Source organism: Rhodoblastus sp., from assembly GCF_052145335.1.
Classification (GTDB): domain Bacteria; phylum Pseudomonadota; class Alphaproteobacteria; order Rhizobiales; family Beijerinckiaceae; genus Rhodoblastus.
Genome location: NZ_JBKQOU010000106.1, coordinates 15593 through 30306 on the forward strand (window position 1 = coordinate 15593; position 14714 = coordinate 30306).

Genomic DNA, 14714 nt, shown 5'->3' on the forward strand with positions numbered 1-14714 from the left:
CCGAGAAATCGTCGGTGACCACCACAGGCCGTCCGCTCCCGATTAGGAGCCTGACGCCTGCGGGGAATAGCTTCGTAAATTTTGCGCGTAACACGAGACATTTTTCTGCAGCTGGTTTTTTTGTCGGGTTGCAGATTCTAAGTTTGAGCGCCGCTTCTCCAGGCGATCCGCCTCCGATAACTGCCGTTCGCTCTACAGTCGCCTCGGACAGCCTCCAGCGAGATCTACATGTCCCATGACCCCAACGAGCCGAATCCCGTCACCGCAATAAGGCGTCAGGCGTGTGATTATGACCGCTAGCTTGGCATCCGCCGAAAAATCACGCTCAGATTATTCGCCGGCATTTCGACCACTTGCGGCTCGCCAAATCCCGCCCTCGCGGCGCAGGCGGCGACGGTTTCGAGGTCGCGCACGCCCCAGCCTGGGTTCTGCGCGCGCAGGCTTTCGTCGAAGGCGGAATTGCTCGGAGCGGTGTGGGCGCCGTTGCGCCGGTAAGGTCCATAAAGATAGAGCGGGGCGCCTTCCGGCAAGAGGGTGCGAGCGCCGGCGAACAGGCCTTCGGTCGCGGCCCAGGGCGAAATATGGATCATGTTGATGCAGATGATGGCGTCGGCCTTGGCAACGGGCCAGGGCGCCGTTGCGGCGTCGAGCGCCAGCGGCGCCAGGATGTTTCTCGCGCCGGGAGCGGCGATCCAGGCGGCGATGCTGGCGCGGGCCTCGGCGCCGGGGTCGGAAGGCTGGAATGTCAGTTTCGGCAAATGCGTCGCAAAATGCACGACATGCTCGCCCGACCCGCTGGCGATCTCCAGAACCAGTCCCTCCCTTGGCAGAACCTGGCGCAAGACGTCGAGGATCGGACCGCGATTGCGGGCGGCGGCGGGGGCGAAGAGGCGTGGGTCGATCATCGGCCTGGATTATGGCCGAAACCCCGCCGGAACAGAACCGGTTTCCGCGCGCGTCGGCGCTATTTTGCGCGGAGCAATCGGGCCGTTTGGGGCGTAAAAGTCCAGAACCTTTGTTCGCCGGCAAAAGTCACGCGCGCCTGGCCGGAAAGATGCAGCGCCGTCGCATGGGCGAAATCAGGGAACAGCAGCGCCGCCGCGGGATCGTGCAGCAGATTGCCAAATGTGTTGAAATAATTATTGCCGGGATAATCGGGAACGATCAGAGCCCTGTCAGGGGTCATGGTCACAAAACCGGGCGGACCGCCGCGATGCGAGATATCGACGCCGTCCGGTCCGCGCGTGGCGATGAAAAACACATTGGCTCGGGAGATCATAGCCTTGGCGTCATCGTCGATTTCGCGCAGGGGGGTCCAGCTTCCGGGGCCAGCCGACGGAAAATTCTCCTGGGGAGAAATATATTTGGGGCAATTGCCGAAAGCCTCCGCGACGACAAGCGAAATTTTTCCCGGTTCGGCGCGCAGGATGCGGCCATTGGCGCGGTTGCGGCGTCTCGCGGCAAAGTCGATTCCGATCAGGCCGAAAGGTGCGCCCTCGCGAAAATTTTCGCGCAAAGGGTCGCCAGCTGGAAAATCCGCCGCCATCTCCAGCAGGTCTGGCGCCGGGCAGGCGATAAAACCGGGGGCGCCGTGGAGGATCGATGCGGCGGGCGCGCACTGCGCATCGACTCCGGCGACGAAAACCAGCGGCAAGGCGGCAAAGAACTCCCGCAATCGCGCGCTCATGGCCGTCCGGATCACAGCCGGAATTTCCGGCTTGTCGGCCAGACGCCGAGCCAGGATCTCCCCTTGGCGCCAGCTGCGGCGCGGATCAGGAAGGGTTTCGGACATGACGGCGCTCACGCTGCGAGGAGGCCGGCCCGGGTCGCCGGCATGGGGGAGAAATGGCGCAAAGCTTCGACGCGTTGCAGCCAGGCGCGGATATGGGCGTGGGGCGCCAGCGACACGCCGCCTTCCGGCGCATGGGCGGTATAGGAGTAGAGCGCGACATCGGCGACGGTCGGCTTTGCTCCGAGCAGGAAGGTTTTGCCCGCCAATTGCGCGTCGAGGACGTCGAAAAGTTTTTTCGCAATGCTTTTGGCGCGCTCATGATCGAGCGCGGCGCCGAAAACCGTGACCAGACGCGCGGAGCAGGGGCCGTTGAATAGGGGGCCCTGCGCAACCGACAGCCAGCGCTGCGCCTGCGCGGCGCCGATGGGGTCCTGCGGCAGCCAGGCGCCGGACGGATCGTATTTCTTCGCGAGATAGACCAGGATGGCGTTGGAATCGGCGATAACGACGCCGTCGTCGTCGATTACCGGAACGAGCCCGAAGGGGTTGAGTTTGAGAAAGGCCTCGCCCGCCTGCTCGCCGCCGGCCAGATCGACCTGCCGGAAGTCGAAGGGCAGCTGCAAAAGGCGCAGCATCAGTTCGGCGCGATGGGAATGGCCAGATTTGGGGAAGCCGTAAAGGGTGATCGGCTTTTGCGGGTTCATGATTTTCCTCCATGCGCTATGGACGTTGTGGTCCGGCACGAAGAAATTAGCCCTTTTAAAAAATGATTTAATAGGCAAAAATCTCAACGTACTTTTGCGAAAAGTGAAACAATCCGCTTGGATCGCCTCGATTCCATCGCCATTTTCGTCGCCGTGGCCGAGCGCGGAGGCTTCGTCGCCGCCGCGCGGAAACTGGGGCGCTCGCCTGCGGCCGTCAGCCGGGCGGTGGCGGCGCTGGAAGATCTGCTGGGACAGCGTCTGTTCAACCGCACCACCCGCGCGCTGTCGCTCACCGAAGCAGGCGAGCGCCTGCTGGAGCGTGGCCGCCGCGTGCTCGCCGAGTTCGAGGACATGGCGGACGCCGTGCGAGGCGAGGCCGCGCCGAAGGGCTTGCTGACGATCACCGCGCCGGTGATGTTCGGCCGGCTGCATGTCATGCCGATCGTCCGCGCCTTTTTGCTCGAAAATCCCGGCCTCGACGTCAATCTGCTGCTGTTCGACCGCATCGTGCCGCTGGTCGATGAGGGCGTCGATGTCGGCCTGCGTATCGGCGAACTGCCGGATTCCTCGCTGATCGCCTTGCGCGTCGGCGCGGTGCGCCGTGTGCTGGTGGCCTCGAAGGATTATCTCTCAGCGCAAGGCGAGCCGCAAACTCCGGAGGATCTCGCTGAGCACGCCTTCATCTCGACCTTTGGCGTCATGCCCCAGGCGAGCCATTGGACGCTCGGGCCGGGGGAGGAAAAGACCATTCGCTTCCGGCCGAGGCTGACGGTCAATTCGGTCGATGCGGCGCTGGACGCGGCCATTTCCGGTCTCGGGATCGCGCGGCTGTTTTCCTATCAGGTCGAGGAGGCGGTCGCCCAGGGTCGCCTGATCCGCATTTTGCGCGAATTCGAACCGCCCGCCGCGCCGATCCATCTGGTGCGTCCCGCCGGCCGGCATCCGCCGCAGAAAGTCTCGCTGTTCATCAAGAAAGCGGCTGCCGTCCTGCGGGGAAAATTTGGCGCGGAGTGATTTTCGCGGCTGGCGCTCGACTCGCGCTTGGGTTGCAGAGAAAAGCGAAGGCGGCGCAGGTGGAAAAAGGTGAAAAAAACGTTCAGAATAGTGGTTTATTTGAACGAAATCGCATTCATTTCCGCTCATTTTCGTTCATTTCACGCTGTTTTCGTCCGCTCAACCGACAGGTTGTGCTTTGCGGCAGCGCGGCGTGGAGCTTTCCGGCCCTCGCGCGGACCGCAGGCAGGCGCCTCAAAAAACCAATCATTTCAATGAGAGCGGCGCAAAGCGGTCCTCCCGAGCCCTCAAGTGTTTCACGTGGAACATAACAAGAACATTTGTCGTCCGGAAAAATGGCGCTCTTTCCACTTTTTCACTTTTCACTTATAGCTTTTCATGCCCCTTCTGCCTCTGCGGTTGGTTGGGCTTATCATTTTTTCGGCGCATTTTTGGAGCATGGACCAAGCGGCTCGCAAAAGGCATAGCAGAAGCTCGCCATTTCGGCTCACGCTCCGGTTCACGATCCCGCATGAAAAAGTCGTTTCGTCACGCCCTGGTGGCTTCCGTCGCCCTGTTGCTGATCTTTCCGGCGATCGTTCCCGGCGAGACCCACACCCGTGGCCTGCACATCGCCGCGGACGCCTCCTGCGACGTCGCCGACGCCTTGCCGCTGCGGATTGCGGCCTTGCCGCATTTTTCCAGGGCGATCGAGAATGGGCGGCGACTGCGCATCGTCGCCATCGGCTCATCGTCGACCGAGGGCGTTGGCGCCAGCTCGCCCGCCGCCAATTATCCCTCGCAATTGCACGCTTTGTTGCAACTAGCCTTGCCCGGCGAGCGGTTCGAAGTCATCAATCTCGGCGTCGGCGGCGAGACCGCGAACAAGACCGTCGAGCGCCTGCGCCGCGACATTCCGCCGCTTTCGCCGGATCTCGTGGTCTGGCAGGTGGGCACCAACGATGCTCTGACCGGCGCAGTCATCGCCGATTACCAGACCACCGTGCGCGCTGCGCTGCAATTCCTCAAGGCCGGCCAATACGACACTTTGCTGATCGGGCCGCAATGGACGCGCAAACTGGCGGGCAATCAGGCCTATGTCGCGGTGCGCGACGCCACGGCGCAGGTCGCGCGGGTCGAAGGCGTCACTCTGGTGTCGCGCTATGACGCCATGCGCAAACTGTCCGAGGCGACCGGCCGCGAGGATTTTACCGGCCCCGATCATCTCCACATGAACGATCGCGGCTATCGTTGCCTGGCTGAACAGGTCGCTGTCACCCTCGCTCACGCGGTCGACAGCGGGGCTTCCGGGCGGATCTGATCCCCTGGCTTATTGAAATCAGCCCCGGACCGATCTTCTTTCGCGCTCGCGGCGGCGATCCTGCGCCGGCTGATAGGCAATGCGGGCGTGGTAGGTGCAATAGGGACCGCCGACGCCGGCCTGCATTTTGGCTCCGCAATAGCGGAATTCCGCGCTGGTCGGGTCGCCGAGCGGCCAGCGGCACATGGATTCGCGCAATTCCATGATGCTCACGCGCTGGGAGATCGGAACGACCACATCCTCGCTCGCCGAGCGCGGCGCCGGAGCGGGGCGGACTTCCGCCGCCAGCGCCAGGTTGCCATGGCTGACGGGGGCGACAGGACCGCCGGTCTCATCCTCAGGACGCGCCTTGGCGCGGACGCGCGCCGGGGCGGGCGAAGGCGATTTGACGCGGCCGGAAAGGCCAAGCCGATGCACTTTGCCGATGACCGCATTGCGGGTGATGCCATGAGCCAGCTCGCTGGCGATCTGGCTTGCGCTCAATCCTTCGAGCCACATCTTTTTCAAGTGCTCGACGCGTTCATCGGTCCAGGACATGGGCTCGATCTCCAATTTTTATGCTTCCGCGTCGTCATTTCGAGGCGGAGGCCCCCCCTGAAAGAGCGCTTGACTGGCGCCCGGCTTTGCGCTTCGGCTTTTCCCCACGCAGTTGCTCGGCGGCGCGATCATGGTTCCGGGCTTTTCGAGAATTCGGCTTCTTTGGGAACAGTTTTCCTTTCGATCGCAATGGATTGCGACCGCCAGCAAAACCCTCCGACAGAAACGAGGACCGACGAAAGCCGGCGCCAAATTAACGCGCGCCACACGAGATGTCGTAGTCGACAAAGAGAAGAATACACTAGACGTTGAATCGGGCGCAACCGTCCCGCGCGCTCCCCAAAGGTTTTCAACAGGCCTTTGCGTTCAGCCCCATTTGCGCGGCCCGGCGGTTCCGCGTTCTCGCTTGGAAAGCATCGCGCGCCGCTATTCCATACAAAAGCGGTAGGCCGGGCCATTCCGAAATTGACCTTGCCGTCTGGATTTCCTAAATTAGCGGCCTGCCGACGCCGTCCCCGCTGGACGGCGCTTTGTTTTTCGGGTTCGGCGCGGACGGCCAGCGAATGTTTTCGGCGCCGGCGCCTGATTGGAGTTCACACGTGACTTCGGCGATTCTTCCGACTTATGCGCGCTATCCGTTGGCTTTCGAACACGGCGAGGGCGCCTGGCTGACCTCGACGACGGGCGAAAAATATCTTGATTTCGGGTCCAGCATCGCCGTGACGAGTTTAGGCCATACCCATCCCCATCTGGTGCAGGCGCTGACGCAGCAGGCGCAGAAGCTCTGGATAACGTCCAACCTGTTCGAGATCCCGGAGGCGGAGACGCTGGCGCGGCGCCTTGCCGACGCGACCTTCGCGGATCTGGTGTTCTTCAGCAATTCCGGCGCGGAATCCGTCGAGCTGGCGATCAAGATGGCGCGCAAGTGGAATACTGCCAACGGCCAGCCGGAGCGTTTCCGCATGATCACTTTCCAGGGCGCTTTCCACGGGCGTACCCTGGCGACGCTGGCGGCGGCCGGCAACCCGAAATATCTCGACGGCTTCGGTCCCGCCGTCGAAGGTTTCGACCAGGTTCCCTTTGGCGATCTGGCGGCGGTCAAGGCCGCGATCGGTCCGCAGACCGGCGCCATTCTGGTTGAGCCAATCCAGGGCGAAGGCGGAGTGCGCGCCGGCGCCCGCGAATTCATCCGTGGCTTGCGGGAAATCTGCGACGAGAGCAAGCTGCTGCTCTGTTTCGACGAAGTGCAATGCGGCATGGGGCGTACAGGCAAGCTCTATGCGTATGACTATTATGGCGTCGCGCCCGACATTCTCGCCTCGGCCAAGGGCATTGGCGGCGGCTTTCCGCTCGGCGCGGTGCTCGCGACCGCCGAGGCGGCGAAAGGCATGGGCGTCGGCAGCCACGGCACTACTTATGGCGGCAATCCGCTCGCCATGGCCTGCGGCAACGCCGTGCTCGACGTCCTGCTGGCGCCGGGCTTTCTCGAAGAGGTTTCCCGCAAAGGGCTGCTGTTGCGCCAATGTCTCGCCGGCCTGGCGGCGAGCCACCCCGAGGTCATCGAAGAAATTCGCGGCGAGGGATTGATCCAGGGCATTCGCGTGCGCGTCCCCAACGGCGATTTCGCCGCAGCGGCGCGTGCGGAAAAACTCATCGTCATTCCGGCGGGCGAAAATGTCCTGCGCATCCTGCCGCCGCTGATCGTCAGCGACGAGGAAATCCGCGAAGGCGTGAGCCGACTCGAAGCCGCCTGCCGTCATTTTGAAATGGCTGCGGCGTCGCAATTAAAAGAGCATGGAGCCGGCGGATGAACGCGCCGAAAGTCGACGCTTCGCGTCGATGTTTTCTGGAGATCGAAGACTTTTCCCTGCATGAACTGCGCGCCATGCTCGAACTGGCCGGCGCGATCAAGAGCCGGCGCCGCAAGGGCCGTCCGGCGCAGGAAAAGCCACTGCTCGGCCGAACGTTAGCGATGATTTTCGACAAGCCCTCGACCCGCACCCGCGTCTCGTTTGACGTTGGGATGCGCGAGCTTGGCGGCGAGACCTTGATGCTGACCGGCGCCGAAATGCAACTCGGACGCGGCGAGACTATTGCTGATACGGCGCGCGTGCTGTCGCGTTTCGTCGATATCATCATGATCCGCATCCTCAGCCATGAACATCTGATGGACATGGCCGCCTACGCCACCGTTCCCGTGATCAACGGCCTGACCAAGCGCACACACCCCTGCCAGGTCATGGCCGACTTGATGACTTTCGAGGAACATCGCGGCTCCATCGCAGGCGCGCGCATCGCCTGGGTCGGTGACGCCTGCAATGTGCTCACCAGCTGGATTCAAGCGGCGGTGAAATTCGGCTTCACTCTAGACATTGCTTCGCCGGAAGAATTGGGGCCGCGCAGCGAATTGATCGCCCAGGCACGCGCCCAGGGCGGCGTAGTCAATGTCATGCGCGATCCGCAGGAGGCCGTACGTGGCGCTGACTGCGTATTGACCGACTGTTGGGTGTCGATGGGCGACAAGGACGAAAAATTGCGTCACGCCTTGCTCGCGCCCTACCAGGTGAATAGCAAATTGATGCGGCTCGCCGCGAAGAACGCCGTGTTCATGCATTGCCTGCCGGCCCATCGCGGCGAGGAGGTCACGGATGCGGTGATGGACGGCCCACAGTCGCTGGTGTTCGACGAAGCGGAAAACCGCCTTCACGCCCATAAGGGCATTCTGGCCTGGTGCATGGAGGTCCAGTCATGAATTCTGGCGCCGGAGGTTTTCATGCGGAAGCCCTGGGCGCCGAGCAGGAGAGGGATGATTGCGTCCTGCCTTTCGCCGTCGAGCCCCTCGATTTGCGCGGACGGCTGGCCCGTCTCGGCCCAGCGCTCGACGCCATTTTGACCCGTCACGCCTATCCGGAGCCGGTGGCCCTGCTGCTTGGCGAGGCGGCGGTGCTGACGGTGCTGCTCGGCACGGCGCTGAAATTCGAGGGCCGTTTCCAGTTGCAGACCCGCACCGACGGCATTGTCGACATGATGGTGGTGGATTTCGACGCGCCCGACCGGCTCCGCGCCTTCGCCCGTTTTAACGCCGCCCGTCTGGAGGAACTCGGCCATGCCGGAGTCACGGCGCTTTTGGGGCGCGGCCATCTGGCCTTCACGATTGAACAGGGCGCCGAAGTCGCGCGCTATCAAGGTGTCGCGTCGATCGAGGGCGGTTCGCTCGAACAGGCGGCGCATGTCTATTTCCAGCAATCCGAACAGATTCCGACCTATATCAGACTGGCGGCCGGCCAGGTCGTGACGCCCGGGGGCGCTCGCTGGCGCGCCGGCGGCCTGCTGGCGCAATTCCTGCCCCATTCGCCGGAGCGCCGGCGCATGGCCGATTTGCACCCCGGGGACGCTCCTGAAGGCCATGTTCACGAGGAGCGGCCGGAGGAAGATAGCTGGATCGAGGCCAAGGTTCTCGCCGCCACGGTCGAGGATCACGAACTACTCGACCCTGGCCTGATGCCCGAGGATCTGGCCTACCGGCTGTTTCACGAGCGCGGCGTCAAGGCTTTTCCTGTCCAGCGCTTGCGCGAATCCTGCCGCTGCTCCGACGAGCGGATCGAAACCATGCTGAGGAGCTTTTCGCAAAACGAACGCGATGACATGGTGGGAGACGACGGCATGATCGGCGTGACCTGCGAGTTCTGCTCCACGTTGCGCCGCTATGATCCCAGCGTCTTCGGCGGATGATTCGACCCGCAACCATTGCGCCGGTCGCGCGTTAGCTTCACGGGCATTTCCATTGGGCCGTAGCGGCGCTGGAACGCGGAAAATACCTCGTCTTGAACGGCTGTTTCGTTATAGGCTCAAGCTCGAGGTCGCCTCGGCCATGCGGCCACCGCGTGCGGATTTGGCGGCAAGCGTATTCGGAGGATAAAAAATGTTGCGCAAATTGGCCTTGGCTGTGACCGTCGCCTCGCTCGCCGCTCTTCCGACTTCAACGTTTGCCGCGCACGGTGGCGGCCATGGCGGCGGCCACGGCGGGGGCGGCGGTTTCCATGCCGGCGGCTATCACGGCGGGGGCTATCACGGCGGGGGCTACCATGGCGTTTATCGCGGTGGCGGTTATCGCGGCGGCTATGGCGCTTATGGCGGCGGCTATCGCGGCGGCGGCCGTTACTGGCATGGCCGCTACTGGGGCTATGGCGTCGGGCCCTGCTGGACCTGGAATCCTTTCTTCGGGGGCTGGGTCTGGGCCTGCTACTGAGCCAGGACAGGGAGCGGGGGCGCGCCCCCGTTCTGGCCGCAAGTGCCGAAGTTCATCCGCGGTATTCCGCCCAGCACATCGGCGTCTCGAAGACTTTGACGGCTTCGAGCTGCGGCAGGCCCGATTTGACACGTTGGTATATCCAGATGGCGATATTTTCCGCCGTCGGGTTTTCCAGCCCATCGATTTCGTTCAGCAAGTGATGGTCAAGTCGCTCCAAAAGCGGCTGGAAGGCTTTCTCCACGTCGAAAAAATCGACGACGAAGCCGGAAAAAGCGTCCACCTCGTCCGCAAGCCGCAGTTCGACGCGATAGGAATGGCCATGCAGCCGCCGGCAGCGATGGGTTTCCGGAACATGCGGCAGATGGTGGGCGGCCTCGAAAGTGAAGGCCTGGGTGATGGTCATGGACATGGGGCGGTATTAAAGCGTTTTCGAGCGAAGTGGAACCCGGTTCGCGTAAAGAACTGAATGCCCGCGAGGGCATTATTCGAAGGCGATGTCGCGCCGACGCCCCATCAGATGTTCGCCCCCGTCGATCGGCAGCATCTGCCCGGGCAGATCGGGATGCGCCAGAAAGAAAGCCATCAGCGCACATATGTCTTCTGGTGGGGTGGCGCGGCCGGTCGGAATTTTTCCCATATCGGCAATGAATCTTTGTTCCGTCTGCGGCCCTGACGGAAACATCAGACCTGGCAGCAGGCCAAACACCCGCATATCGATACGATCAGCCCCCTGCCAGAGCGCTGTTATCGTCATCAACGCGTTTTTTCCGACGGTGTAGGAATAATAATCGGCGTTCAGGCAGAGCAGTTTCTGGTCGAGAATATTGAACACGGTGACCACGCCTTGCGGTTGTTTCGCCGCCGCCGCCGCCTCCAAAATCATGAAAGGCGCAAGGGCGTGGACGGCGAGGCTGGCAGCCAGTTTGTCGGCGTCCGCGCGGCCGGGAAAGTCGTGCTCGAACACCGAGGCGTTGTTGACAATGACATCGGGAGCGCCGCAACGCGCGGTCAGTTCGGTGCAGAAGGCGGCAATCGTCGCCCTTTCGTTGAAATCGCCGACGATGATTTCCGCTTTGGCGCCGGTCTCGGCAAGCTTTTGCGCCAATTCGTCCGCAGCTTCGCGCGCGCGGTGAACATGCAGAAACACGCGATAATTTTCCCGTGCGAAAAACCACGCCAGCGGGGCGCCGAGCCGGCTGGTCGCGCCGGTGATCAGCGCCGTCTTCACCGCCCCTCGCTCCAGCGCGCGCGGGTGCGAAACACGTCGATGCCGGCGCCGCGGCTTTCATTGTAGATGTCGGGCTTGCGGATCGAAAGGCTGCAGGCGGTCACGCGCAGGTCCTGGAAACAGCTGTCGATAATGAGATCGGCGATCGTTTCGAGCAGATCGATATGGCCGTCGCTTTCCAGATCGAGGATGCGCTGGCGCACCACGTCGTAATCGATTATCGGCGTGTCGGCGGCGCGCGGCGTCAGCAGTGGCGCGTAAAGCCGAACCGAGACCATCAGGCGGGTCGGACGTTCGGGATGGCGCTCCCAGGGATGCAGGCCGCAGGAAATATTGACGCAGACCTCGTCGAGCGACACGACGATATGATCCTCCGGCGAAAAAAATGGCTTCATGAGTCCGTCCTTGCGCGACTCTTTTACGGCTGCGCTCAATTCCATGCAATGCGACGTGAACCCGTCTTATTTGATCTCGTCGCACGATGGAGTGGGAATTGCGATGCCCGGTGTTTTGCCCTCCCTGCCCTGAGCCTTGCCTTGGGGCGCGACACGGCCGCGCCGATCACGCTCGCTAGCATGGCGCCTATTCGAGGTTGCGCCAATCGCCGTTGGCTGCGGCTGGGAATGCAAAAGAAAGACCGCTGGAGCGAGATCCGGCGGTCTTTCGATGCGTCGAGGCTGGCGTAATTTACTTGCTGATCTTGCCGCCGCTGGTATCGAACTGCGCGATGTAAGCGATGACATTGTCGATGTCGCTCTGGCTGGTCAGTCCCTTGAAGGTCATGTAGGTCGCCGGCACATCGTGCTGCGGCTGCCTGAGATAGGATTCGAGGGTCGGGACGTCCCAGATCTTGCCGGAATGCTTGTTGGCTTCCGAATAATTATAGCCAGGGAAGGTGCCGGCCGGCCGGCCGATGAGACCGTTCAGGGAGGGGCCATAGAAATTCGTCGCGCCAGGGCCAATGTGATGACACTGTTTGCACTGGTTGAAGACGACTTCGCCGGCCGCGACATCGGCCGCCAGCGCGGTTGACGCGAGGCCCGCAAAAAGGGCGGCGGAAAGAATAAGTACCTTGGCTTGCATAACCTCTTGCTCCGGCTGACTTATGGGAGATTTCCTGCGCGCGGCGCGCTGCGGGGCGCCCATACGCCCGGATTATCCGGCAACCATGGGCGACATGATTTGATACAGCTCAATTAAATCATTTCGGCCGCCTCAGGTCGCCCGTTATAAAGTCCTATTTTCAAGCGAGCAGGAATGACAGCAGCGAGCGCAATTCGGCGGGACGAACCGGCTTTTTCAGCATTTCGAGCTTGTGGCGCCGCGCCTCTTCCTCCGCCTTCGGGGAATGATCGGCGGTGATGATCAGCGCTGGTAGATCGGGGCCGAAAGCCTTGCGAACGGCGTTAATTGCCTCTGGTCCGCGTTCGCCATTATTGAGATGGAGGTCGGCGATGATGATCTGCGGCGGGTTGGCCAAAGCGCGCACCTTGTCGATCGCTTCCGCGCCGGAGGGCGCGGCCGCCACGTCGCAGCCCCAACGCTCGAGCAGCAGGACCATCGCCTCACTGACGGCGGGTTCGTTCTCGATCAACAGGATTTTCGCGCCAGCGATGAGGTTCTGGTAGGGGCGCAAAGGCGGGCTGGTGAGGGGGGGCGGTGGAATTTCTTCGGTCAGCGGCAGCAGCACGGAAAAGGTCGAGCCGCGTCCAATATTGGAGGCTAGGCTGACGGGATGGTTGAGCGCCTGCGAGAAACGGCGGACGATAGCGAGGCCGAGGCCGAAGCCCGTCTGCCCCGGCGTGTCATCGTGCTCGCGCTGGAACTCCTGGAAGATCGCCTCTCGCCGGTCCTCGGGAATGCCCGGTCCGGTGTCGCAGACCTGCACCAGCAAATGGTCGCCGCGTCGCCGCGCGCCGACCAGCACGCCTCCGCGGGACGTATAGCGCAAGGCGTTGGCGAGCAGGTTTTGCAGGATGCGGCGCAGCATCAGCGGATCGGAAGAGACTGTGCGGCGCGAGCCGACGATCCGCAACTTCAGGCCGCGCTTCTTGGCGAAATAGGCCAGGTCGCGCGTCAGCGGCTCCAATACGTCACCCAGTTCGAAGGCGCGTATGTCCGGCTTCATCACGCCGGCGTCGAGTTTCGACAGATCGAGCAGGGTTCGGATCAGGTCTTCCAGCGTCACCAGGCAGCGGTCGACCTGATCGATCAAATCGCCGCCGTCCGGTTCGACCTGCAATTCGCCGAGCGCCGAAAGGGCGAGCCTCGCCGCATTGAGCGGTTGCAGCAGGTCGTGGCCGACCGAGGTGACGAAAGTGGTTTTCAGCGAACTCGCCGCCTCGGCCTGCCTCTTGGCCTTTTCGATCGAGCGCATCGCCTGCTGCAATTCCTGGGTGCGGCGGCGGACCTGATGATCGAGGGCGATGGCCGTCTCGAACAGCGAAAAAGCGTTGAACTGGCTGTCCACGGAGCGTTCAACGCGCGACATCAGCGCGCGGTTGATCTTTTCCAATTTGATGATCCGACGTTTCAGATCGTCGATATTTTCGGCTGTCTCGATGGTCATGCCGTTTCTTGAGCCTCGGCGCGGCGGTAGCCCAGCGCAATGCCGGTAAAAGTCTGGTTGACATGCATAGAGCGATATTGCTCGCCATAGGTGTTGAAGCCGATGACGCGGCGGCGGCGATAGAGTTCGGACAGGCGATGGGCGATCTGCTGGCGTTCGGCTGCGAGACGTCGCAGCACGCAATCGAAGCCGATATAGAGCGAGACCGCGCCAAGCTCCGCCTCCAGCCGCTCGAAAGTCGCCAATGTGCTTTCATAGGCGTCGAGCGTTTTGGCGACGGTCAGCACCAGGCCCTCGTCAATGGCGCAGAAAAAGCTGAGGGAGCCGTCGGAATTCACCTTCTGGATCGAGCGGGCGTAATATTGGCCGCCGACGCCGACCAGCACCGGATGCGAGGCGAAGGAGGTGGAATCGAGCTTGCTCTCGACCAGCCCGACCTGATGCGCATATTCCGTCGCCGCCGGTTCGGCGTTGAGTTCGCGCACGATGCGCAACTCGATATCGGCGTCAGTGACCACCATTTTCGCCGACGACGGTTCGAAATAATCGCATTTGAACGGGGCGAAGGGTAGATCGGTGTGAAACAGCAAAAGCAATGCGGCGTCGCGGAAAACTTCGCCGTCGCGGATCATCCATGTTTTTTCGAAGCTCATGCCGTCGCCAGCCGAGCCGCCAACCACCGGAATGTCATCGAGCGCCGAATAAAGCGCCGAGATCACCGCTTCCTCGCGCCGGCACATGCCGTCGATCAGCAGCAGGCCGAAACAATGGTCCGGCTCGATATAAGGGCCTGCGGCCAGCAAAGCGGCACGCGCCTCGGCGATGGAGGCGCGGCCCTCCTCGACGCCGAAATGTGACAGTTCCTCCATCATATGCGCGACTAGAGTGAAATGCCGGCGCAAGAAGCCGATGGCGACGATAGAATGGGAGGCCCAACCGGCCGGCGTCAGTTCGCCAGCGGTGGTGCAGCCAAAAATCGGTGACCCCGGCAAGGTTGAGCGGATTTCAGCGGAGAAACGCGCGGCGTCGAAGCTTGAGCAGACGAAACAAACCAGGCCGGCCAAAGCCTCTTCCGACTTCTCGCCTGACGCCGCCAACTGGCCTTTGATTGCGGCCGCAATTTCGCTTGCCGCCGCTTCCGCGCTCGACGCGCTGGTCGAAGCGATGACGACGCCATCGGCTCGCCTTTCGCCCATCTGCAATGGCCTGTTTCCTCTTCCCGTTTTCGCGCGGTTTCCGCGCGCTTTTGGTCCTGCCCCGCCGCTCTTGTCGACGAGCCGCATCGTCCCGACGGGCAATTGGGCCAAAGTACTATAGGCGATGTTTTCCCGCTGACACAACCTGTTTCGGGGAGAGTGAAATGCCAGGGAAAAGCGTG

Annotated in this window: 16 protein-coding genes; 6 read left to right on the forward strand and 10 right to left on the reverse strand. The window is 62.4% G+C overall.

Features of this window, described 5'->3' with window-relative positions:
* Positions 1–296: 296 nt before the first annotated feature.
* The 3 genes from ACLP2E_RS07910 to ACLP2E_RS07920 are packed head-to-tail and all read right to left on the reverse strand — an operon-like array spanning position 297 to position 2436.
* On the reverse strand, positions 297–905 hold the full coding sequence (locus tag ACLP2E_RS07910; RefSeq protein WP_442465603.1) for a DUF938 domain-containing protein: 609 nt from the start codon (positions 903–905) through the stop codon (positions 297–299).
* 59 nt (positions 906–964) lie between these two features.
* Positions 965–1792 (reverse strand): pyridoxamine 5'-phosphate oxidase family protein, encoded by an 828-nt coding sequence (locus ACLP2E_RS07915; protein ID WP_442463147.1) that lies wholly within the window; start codon positions 1790–1792, stop codon positions 965–967.
* A gap of 8 nt (positions 1793–1800) precedes the next feature.
* Positions 1801–2436 carry a glutathione S-transferase family protein gene (locus ACLP2E_RS07920; protein WP_442465604.1) on the reverse strand — a complete coding sequence of 212 codons (636 nt, stop codon included), beginning with the start codon at positions 2434–2436 and terminating at the stop codon, positions 1801–1803.
* A 117-nt stretch (positions 2437–2553) separates the two neighbouring features.
* On the opposite strand from ACLP2E_RS07920, the gene ACLP2E_RS07925 reads away from it, so the two are divergent.
* Together ACLP2E_RS07925 and ACLP2E_RS07930 are read left to right on the forward strand one after the other, a co-directional pair.
* Complete coding sequence (locus ACLP2E_RS07925) at positions 2554–3450, forward strand: LysR family transcriptional regulator (protein ID WP_442465605.1); 897 nt, start codon at positions 2554–2556, stop codon at positions 3448–3450.
* A 511-nt stretch (positions 3451–3961) separates the two neighbouring features.
* Positions 3962–4750: an SGNH/GDSL hydrolase family protein gene (locus tag ACLP2E_RS07930; RefSeq protein WP_442463144.1), complete on the forward strand. Its 789-nt coding sequence runs from the start codon at positions 3962–3964 to the stop codon at positions 4748–4750.
* A gap of 18 nt (positions 4751–4768) precedes the next feature.
* Here the strand turns inward: ACLP2E_RS07930 and ACLP2E_RS07935 are convergent, their stop codons facing one another.
* Positions 4769–5287 carry a GcrA family cell cycle regulator gene (locus ACLP2E_RS07935; protein WP_442463143.1) on the reverse strand — a complete coding sequence of 173 codons (519 nt, stop codon included), beginning with the start codon at positions 5285–5287 and terminating at the stop codon, positions 4769–4771.
* A 599-nt stretch (positions 5288–5886) separates the two neighbouring features.
* Between ACLP2E_RS07935 and ACLP2E_RS07940 the strand changes: the two genes are divergently transcribed.
* The 4 genes from ACLP2E_RS07940 (at position 5887) to ACLP2E_RS07955 (ending at position 9536) form a co-directional block, all read left to right on the forward strand.
* Entirely contained in the window at positions 5887–7098 is a 1212-nt protein-coding gene (locus tag ACLP2E_RS07940) for an aspartate aminotransferase family protein (RefSeq protein ID WP_442463142.1), read from the forward strand.
* Positions 7095–8039 (forward strand): ornithine carbamoyltransferase, encoded by a 945-nt coding sequence (argF, locus tag ACLP2E_RS07945; RefSeq protein WP_442463141.1) that lies wholly within the window; start codon positions 7095–7097, stop codon positions 8037–8039. Before ACLP2E_RS07940 ends, argF begins: the two co-directional genes overlap by 4 nt.
* Complete coding sequence (locus ACLP2E_RS07950) at positions 8036–9019, forward strand: Hsp33 family molecular chaperone (protein WP_442463140.1); 984 nt, start codon at positions 8036–8038, stop codon at positions 9017–9019. Before argF ends, ACLP2E_RS07950 begins: the two co-directional genes overlap by 4 nt.
* 190 nt (positions 9020–9209) lie before the next feature.
* Positions 9210–9536 carry a hypothetical protein gene (locus ACLP2E_RS07955; RefSeq protein ID WP_442465606.1) on the forward strand — a complete coding sequence of 109 codons (327 nt, stop codon included), beginning with the start codon at positions 9210–9212 and terminating at the stop codon, positions 9534–9536.
* 52 nt (positions 9537–9588) lie between these two features.
* On the opposite strand, the gene queD is transcribed toward ACLP2E_RS07955, so the two are convergent.
* The 6 genes from queD to ACLP2E_RS07985 all read right to left on the reverse strand — a co-directional run bounded on the left by queD (position 9589) and on the right by ACLP2E_RS07985 (position 14532).
* The gene (gene queD / locus ACLP2E_RS07960; RefSeq protein ID WP_442463150.1) at positions 9589–9942 is read right to left on the reverse strand and encodes a 6-carboxytetrahydropterin synthase QueD; all 354 of its coding nucleotides are present in this window, start codon (positions 9940–9942) and stop codon (positions 9589–9591) included.
* Positions 9943–10020: 78 nt separating this feature from the next.
* Complete coding sequence (locus ACLP2E_RS07965) at positions 10021–10767, reverse strand: SDR family NAD(P)-dependent oxidoreductase (RefSeq protein ID WP_442463138.1); 747 nt, start codon at positions 10765–10767, stop codon at positions 10021–10023.
* On the reverse strand, positions 10764–11162 hold the full coding sequence (locus ACLP2E_RS07970; RefSeq protein WP_442463137.1) for a dihydroneopterin aldolase: 399 nt from the start codon (positions 11160–11162) through the stop codon (positions 10764–10766). The genes ACLP2E_RS07965 and ACLP2E_RS07970 overlap by 4 nt, the downstream gene beginning before the upstream one ends.
* Before the next feature lie 292 nt (positions 11163–11454).
* Entirely contained in the window at positions 11455–11850 is a 396-nt protein-coding gene (locus ACLP2E_RS07975) for a c-type cytochrome (protein WP_442463136.1), read from the reverse strand.
* 160 nt (positions 11851–12010) lie between these two features.
* On the reverse strand, positions 12011–13336 hold the full coding sequence (locus ACLP2E_RS07980; RefSeq protein WP_442465607.1) for a hybrid sensor histidine kinase/response regulator: 1326 nt from the start codon (positions 13334–13336) through the stop codon (positions 12011–12013).
* Complete coding sequence (locus ACLP2E_RS07985; protein WP_442463149.1) at positions 13333–14532, reverse strand: FIST N-terminal domain-containing protein; 1200 nt, start codon at positions 14530–14532, stop codon at positions 13333–13335. Before ACLP2E_RS07985 ends, ACLP2E_RS07980 begins: the two co-directional genes overlap by 4 nt.
* Between the last annotated feature and the right edge of the window lie 182 nt (positions 14533–14714).

What these genes read in the sequence shown, in the direction of transcription:
- ACLP2E_RS07910 (WP_442465603.1), bottom strand. Translation starts at nt 905, where the DNA reads ATGATCGACCCACGCCTCTTCGCCCCCGCCGCCGCCCGCAATCGCGGT.
- ACLP2E_RS07915 (WP_442463147.1), bottom strand. Translation starts at nt 1,792, where the DNA reads ATGTCCGAAACCCTTCCTGATCCGCGCCGCAGCTGGCGCCAAGGGGAG.
- ACLP2E_RS07920 (WP_442465604.1), bottom strand. Translation starts at nt 2,436, where the DNA reads ATGAACCCGCAAAAGCCGATCACCCTTTACGGCTTCCCCAAATCTGGC.
- ACLP2E_RS07930 (WP_442463144.1), top strand. Translation starts at nt 3,962, where the DNA reads ATGAAAAAGTCGTTTCGTCACGCCCTGGTGGCTTCCGTCGCCCTGTTG.
- ACLP2E_RS07935 (WP_442463143.1), bottom strand. Translation starts at nt 5,287, where the DNA reads ATGTCCTGGACCGATGAACGCGTCGAGCACTTGAAAAAGATGTGGCTC.
- argF (WP_442463141.1), top strand. Translation starts at nt 7,095, where the DNA reads ATGAACGCGCCGAAAGTCGACGCTTCGCGTCGATGTTTTCTGGAGATC.
- ACLP2E_RS07950 (WP_442463140.1), top strand. Translation starts at nt 8,036, where the DNA reads ATGAATTCTGGCGCCGGAGGTTTTCATGCGGAAGCCCTGGGCGCCGAG.
- ACLP2E_RS07955 (WP_442465606.1), top strand. Translation starts at nt 9,210, where the DNA reads ATGTTGCGCAAATTGGCCTTGGCTGTGACCGTCGCCTCGCTCGCCGCT.
- queD (WP_442463150.1), bottom strand. Translation starts at nt 9,942, where the DNA reads ATGACCATCACCCAGGCCTTCACTTTCGAGGCCGCCCACCATCTGCCG.
- ACLP2E_RS07970 (WP_442463137.1), bottom strand. Translation starts at nt 11,162, where the DNA reads ATGAAGCCATTTTTTTCGCCGGAGGATCATATCGTCGTGTCGCTCGAC.
- ACLP2E_RS07975 (WP_442463136.1), bottom strand. Translation starts at nt 11,850, where the DNA reads ATGCAAGCCAAGGTACTTATTCTTTCCGCCGCCCTTTTTGCGGGCCTC.
- ACLP2E_RS07980 (WP_442465607.1), bottom strand. Translation starts at nt 13,336, where the DNA reads ATGACCATCGAGACAGCCGAAAATATCGACGATCTGAAACGTCGGATC.
- ACLP2E_RS07985 (WP_442463149.1), bottom strand. Translation starts at nt 14,532, where the DNA reads ATGGGCGAAAGGCGAGCCGATGGCGTCGTCATCGCTTCGACCAGCGCG.